The organism is Mycobacterium sp. E1715 (genome assembly GCF_001667625.1).
Lineage (GTDB): Bacteria > Actinomycetota > Actinomycetes > Mycobacteriales > Mycobacteriaceae > Mycobacterium.
The window spans coordinates 1-4,857 of sequence record NZ_LZJJ01000073.1 but is presented as its reverse complement, the minus strand read 5'-3'; the positions used below and the strand labels follow the sequence as shown (position 1 = coordinate 4,857).

6 protein-coding genes are annotated in these 4,857 nt (G+C 66.0%); 3 read left to right on the top strand and 3 right to left on the bottom strand.

The features are described 5' to 3' along the window. Both A9X03_RS04260 and A9X03_RS04255 read left to right on the top strand, forming a co-directional pair. Window positions 1-693 (top strand): CoA transferase (locus A9X03_RS04260; RefSeq protein ID WP_197696011.1); only part of this gene is annotated, 693 nt, incomplete at its 5' end. Between the two features lie 7 nt (window positions 694-700). Beyond that, a complete protein-coding gene (locus A9X03_RS04255) occupies window positions 701-1,510 on the top strand; it encodes an SDR family NAD(P)-dependent oxidoreductase (protein WP_067781466.1) in 810 nt (269 codons plus the stop codon). On the opposite strand, the gene A9X03_RS04250 is transcribed toward A9X03_RS04255, so the two are convergent. From A9X03_RS04250 to A9X03_RS04240, 3 genes are all read right to left on the bottom strand, one after another. Further along, on the bottom strand, window positions 1,507-2,337 hold the full coding sequence (locus A9X03_RS04250; RefSeq protein WP_067759635.1) for an SDR family NAD(P)-dependent oxidoreductase: 831 nt from the start codon (window positions 2,335-2,337) through the stop codon (window positions 1,507-1,509). The two genes, A9X03_RS04255 and A9X03_RS04250, sit on opposite strands and share 4 nt — an antisense overlap. Before the next feature lie 11 nt (window positions 2,338-2,348). Beyond that, window positions 2,349-3,197 carry a mycofactocin-coupled SDR family oxidoreductase gene (locus A9X03_RS04245; RefSeq protein WP_067781469.1) on the bottom strand — a complete coding sequence of 283 codons (849 nt, stop codon included), beginning with the start codon at window positions 3,195-3,197 and terminating at the stop codon, window positions 2,349-2,351. A gap of 230 nt (window positions 3,198-3,427) precedes the next feature. Beyond that, window positions 3,428-4,078 carry a TetR/AcrR family transcriptional regulator gene (locus A9X03_RS04240; protein ID WP_067759625.1) on the bottom strand — a complete coding sequence of 217 codons (651 nt, stop codon included), beginning with the start codon at window positions 4,076-4,078 and terminating at the stop codon, window positions 3,428-3,430. Between the two features lie 242 nt (window positions 4,079-4,320). On the opposite strand from A9X03_RS04240, the gene A9X03_RS04235 reads away from it, so the two are divergent. After that, on the top strand, window positions 4,321-4,857 hold a 537-nt coding region (locus tag A9X03_RS04235), incomplete at its 3' end, for an acyl-CoA dehydrogenase family protein (protein WP_197696010.1).

Sequence of the window (4,857 nt, the reverse complement as noted above, 5' to 3'; positions counted from 1 at the left end):
CTGCTGGCGCTCTCGCACAGGCGGCGCACCGGCCGGGGCGTGTTCGTCGAAGCGGCGATGGTCGACGCCGCGCTCAGCATCGCCGCCGAGCAACTCATCGAATACTCCGCCTACGGGGCGCTGCTGGAACGCGACGGCAACCGGGGGCCCAGGGCCGCGCCGCAAAACCTCTATCGCAGCGCCGATGTCGATGAGTTCGGCCGGTCCGACAGCTGGGTAGCGATCGCGGTGAACACCGACGAGCAGTGGGAGGCCCTGAGCGCGGCGATCGGGTCTCCTTCCTGGGCAACGGACCCCACGCTGGCCACCGCCGGCGGTCGCAAGGAGCGGCACGCCGACATCGACGCGCGGTTGTCGGCGTGGTGTGGGTGCCGCGGCGGTGACGAGATCGTCGCAACCCTGTGGGACGCCGGCGTTCCGGTGGCCAAGGTCATGCAACCGCACCGCCAGACCGAACTCGATCAGCTGACATTCCGCGGGTTCTTCGAGGAAGTCGACCACCCGGTCAACGGTCCGGCTAGGCTCAGCACCGTGCCGATCAGGTCGTCCGGCGGGCCCTCGAAGTTCCACACCCAGCACGCGCCGCTGCTCGGGCAGCACAATCACGAATTGCTGGCCGAACTCGGATTGAGCGACGCGGAGATCGCCCAGTTGGCGGCCGACGGCGTCATCGGCCACGAACCGGCGATGTGACACGGCGATGGCGATCGATCCCTCGGACATCATGCTCACCGGCCGCGTGGCGGTGGTCACCGGCGGGGGAGCGGGCATCGGCCGTGGCGTCGCGGCCGGGCTTACCGCGTTCGGCGCGTCGGTCGCGATCTGGGAACGTGACCCGCAGACCTGCGCTGACTCCGCGGAATCCATTGGTGCCCTTGGCATCTCGATTGACGTACGGGACAGCGCCCAGGTCGACGACGCGCTGCGGCGCACGAACGCCGAGCTCGGCGTCCCTTCCATCCTGGTGAACAACGCCGGAGGGGTGTTTTCCGCACCGCTGCTGGAAACGAGTGAGAACGGCTGGGATGCGCTGTACCGGGCCAACCTGCGCCACGTGCTGCTGTGCACCCAGCGCGTCGCGAGACAGCTGGTGTCCGCGGGCCAGGGCGGCAGCATCATCTCGGTGACGTCAATCGAGGGGGTGCGCGCCGCGCCGGGCTACGCGGCCTACGCGGCGGCCAAGGCGGGGGTCATCAACTACACCCAGACCGCGGCGCTGGAACTGGCGCCACACGGCATCCGGGTCAATGCGATCGCGCCCGACATCACGCTCACCGAGGGGCTGGCACAGCTGGGCGGCGAGGCGGCCCTGGCCGGAATCGGCCACGTCGTGCCGCTGGGGCGTGCCGGCCATGTCGACGAGATCGCCAGTGTCGCAGTGTTCCTGGCCTCCGACATGTCGGCCTACCTGACCGGGCAGACCCTGCACGTCGACGGCGGCACCCACGCGGCGAGCGGCTGGTACCACGACCCGCAGACGGGGAATTACCGGCTCGGTCCGTCCGGTTAGTGGTTCCACCCTTCGGCGGCTTGGTCTTCGAAGGTGCGGTCGATGCGCTCGAACCTGCGGCGGACCGACGCGCGGGCGGCCTCGTGCGGCAGCACATACAGGCGGTTGGCCAGGATCGCGTCGGCCGTCAGTCGGGCGACGTCTTCAACGCCGACGCCCTCGTCCTGAGTTGGTAACGTCCCGTCCGCGGCCTTCGGCGAAGACGACAGCCCGTAATCCGCGCCGCGGATCCGTTCGGAGTTGGAGACCAGCTTCGTCTCCACGACCATCGGGCAGAGCACCGATACGCCGATGCCACTGTCTTTTACTTCGCGGGCGAGCGTCTCGGCCAGGCCGACCACCCCGTATTTGGCGACGCCGTACGCCCCGAGGCCGGCGTTGGGAACCAGGCCGGCGAAGGATGCGGTGAAGGCGATGTGTCCGCCCGTGCCCTGTTCGAGCAGCCTCGGCAAGAACGCCTCGACGGCGTGGATGTTGCCCCACAGGTCGATGTCGATGACCCATCGCCAGTCGTCGTGGGTCATCTGCGCGATCGGACCGGCAACCACGATGCCAGCGTTGCTGAAGACGACGTCGACGCGGCCGAGCAGTCGGAAAGATTCTTTCGCGAGGTGAACCATCTCATGGAGATGCCGGACGTCGCACACCACGCCGTGCGCGTCGAATCCCTGGGCGCGCAGGTGGTTTACCGCCTGCTCCAGGCCTGGTTTATCGACATCGGAGAGCACCACGCGGGCGCCCCGGCGGGCGAATTCGGTGGCGGTGGCCAAGCCGATACCACTCGCCCCGCCGGTGACGACCGTTCCGCGACCTTCAAACCCGTCCATGGGACGGAACTCTATTTCAAGCAGCTACCCGCATCGATGGGCAGGGTCACGCCGGTGATGTACCGGGATTCGTCGGAGGCGAAGAACAGCACCGCATTGCTGACGTCGACCGGCTCCACCCACGGAATCGGCAGGATGTGGAACATCTGGCAGATCGGCGCCATGTCGTCGGGACCGGGGTTCTCCAGGTCCGGGCGGAACATCTTGAAGGTGCCATCGTTGTGCAACATCGGCGTCTTGACGTGGGTCGGGTGCACCGAGTTGACCCGAATCATGTGTTGCCCCAACTCGACTCCGAAGGCACGCATCAACCCGACGACACCGTGCTTGGCGGCGACGTAGTGGCCGGTATGCGGGTAGGCCTTCAGCCCGCCGACCGAGCTGGTCAGGATGATCGAACCACCCCTGCCGCCCGACAATAGATGCGGCACACCGGCTTTCACGGTCTTCCACACGCCGGCCAAGTTGATGTCGATCATCTCGGTCCAGTCTTCTTCGCTGGTCTTGTCCAAAGTGTCGCCACCGTTACCGATTCCGGCGTTGGCCACGATGATGTCCAGCCGGCCGAGTTGTTCCACACCGCTGTCCACCGCTGCTTTCAGCGCGCCGAAGTCACGGACGTCGACTTCGGCGGTGAAAATCCTGCGGTTGTGTCCCTTGACCAGGTCCGCCGTCTCTGCGAGGTCCTCGGGCGTCGAGGCCGGGATCGCGGTGTCCGTCACGCCCTCGCGGATGGGCTTACAGATGTCGATGGCGATGATGTCGGCACCCTCTTGCGCCAACCGCACCGCGTGGCTGCGGCCCTGACCGCGTGCCGCTCCAGTGACGAAAGCGACCTTGCCCTCAACACGTCCGGTCATGGCTATCTCAACTCCTGACTATTGATCGCACGCCTCGGCGCAGAGCAACCGGGACCGCGTCCCCCGGGCTCGCGGGTCTCGCCGCCTTTTGCACTCTGTCACCACCGGTCATAGGTGTCAACGCCGAATCCGTTTTGGCTATTTGTGGTTCTAAATATTAGAGAATCTGATTCTCGGCAGCAAATGAGGTGCGGTATTTGATCAGTTCTCGCGGGAAGGCGGGGCCGCTGCTAGCCGACGAAGCCGCGCGAGCAGAAATCCCATACCTCTTCGCTGGTGATGGGGTGGATGGTCGCGTCGTCGGAGCCCCCGCTGGATTGCGCGATGAACATGACCGTTTGCATGGTCATAGCGGCCATGCGCTTCGCGTTCACGCCCGCCCGCAGCTCTCCGGCGTCGTAGGCCGCTTCCATCAGCTCGGTCAGCAAAGCCAGCAGGGGGGCATGGGCCACCTTCACCTCGGCCGGATGTGTGACCAGCAACCGCGGAGCAAAATCGGTGAACAGCGGCCGCTTGGCCGTCGGATCCGGGCGAGAGGCCTCATAGAGGAGTTGGACGGCGACCTTGAGTCGTTCCAGGGGATCGGCCTGGCTCTCGGTGGCGGCGCGAATCTGGTCGGCGGACCGACTCAAGGCGTCTTCGAACAGCGCCAGCAGCAGTTCATGCTTGCCATCGAACTGCAGGTAGAAGCTGCGCAACGACTGGCGGGACCGGTCGACGACCTCCTGCACGGTAAAGTCCGTGGAGCCCTTTTCGATGATGATCGCCTGCGCCGCGTCCAGGAAGCGCTGAACGCGTTGCGCGGCACGCAGTTTGGCCGTCTTGATCGACCTCTCGACGGCGCGCTGCTTCCAGGCCGGCTCTTCGCTCGGACTGGTCACGGCCGGCTCAGCTGATTGCCGCGAGGGGAGAACATGATTGGACTCTACCGGAGAACGCCGTGACATCGCTGCGCTCGACCCCCTCACGGATCATGTGTCGGAGATTGTAACTTTCTCGTCACGAGAATACTATTCTCTTAGACGTGTGTATGGAAGCGTAATCATAAGAGCGAACCGCGCCGTCGGCGGAAATCGTGATCTACCGACGCGGGGGAGTGCTCACGACCGTTGCGGGGAGTCGCGTGCAGCTCACCTTTGACGCGGACGTGGAGGCGTTCCGCTCCGAATTCATCGCCTTCCTGGACGCGCATCTGCCCTCCGACGCCGAGGCGTTCGAACGGCCACGCTCCAGCTCGCACGTGCCGGACTGGGCCCGCCGCTGGCAGCGGCTGCTGTTCGACAGCGGGTGGCTGCTCCCCGGAAATCCGCCCGAGTTCGGCGGACGCAACGCCACGCTGCTGCAGCAATACGTGTACTTGGAGGAACTCGGGCGGCGACGCATCTATCAAAGCTTCAACCCGCAGGGCGTGGGCATCATCGCGGCCTCGCTGTTGACCTTCGGCACGCCCGAACAGCAGCACAGGTGGGCGGCGCCGATATTGCGGGCCGAGATCACCGCGTCGCTGGGAATGAGCGAACCGGGGGCGGGCTCGGACCTCGCGTCGCTGAAAACGCGCGCGGTGCTTGACGGCGACCACTTCGTCGTCAACGGGCAGAAGGTGTGGACCAGCTTCGCGCAGTTCTCGTCGCGCTGCGTCCTGCTCACCCGCACCGGACCG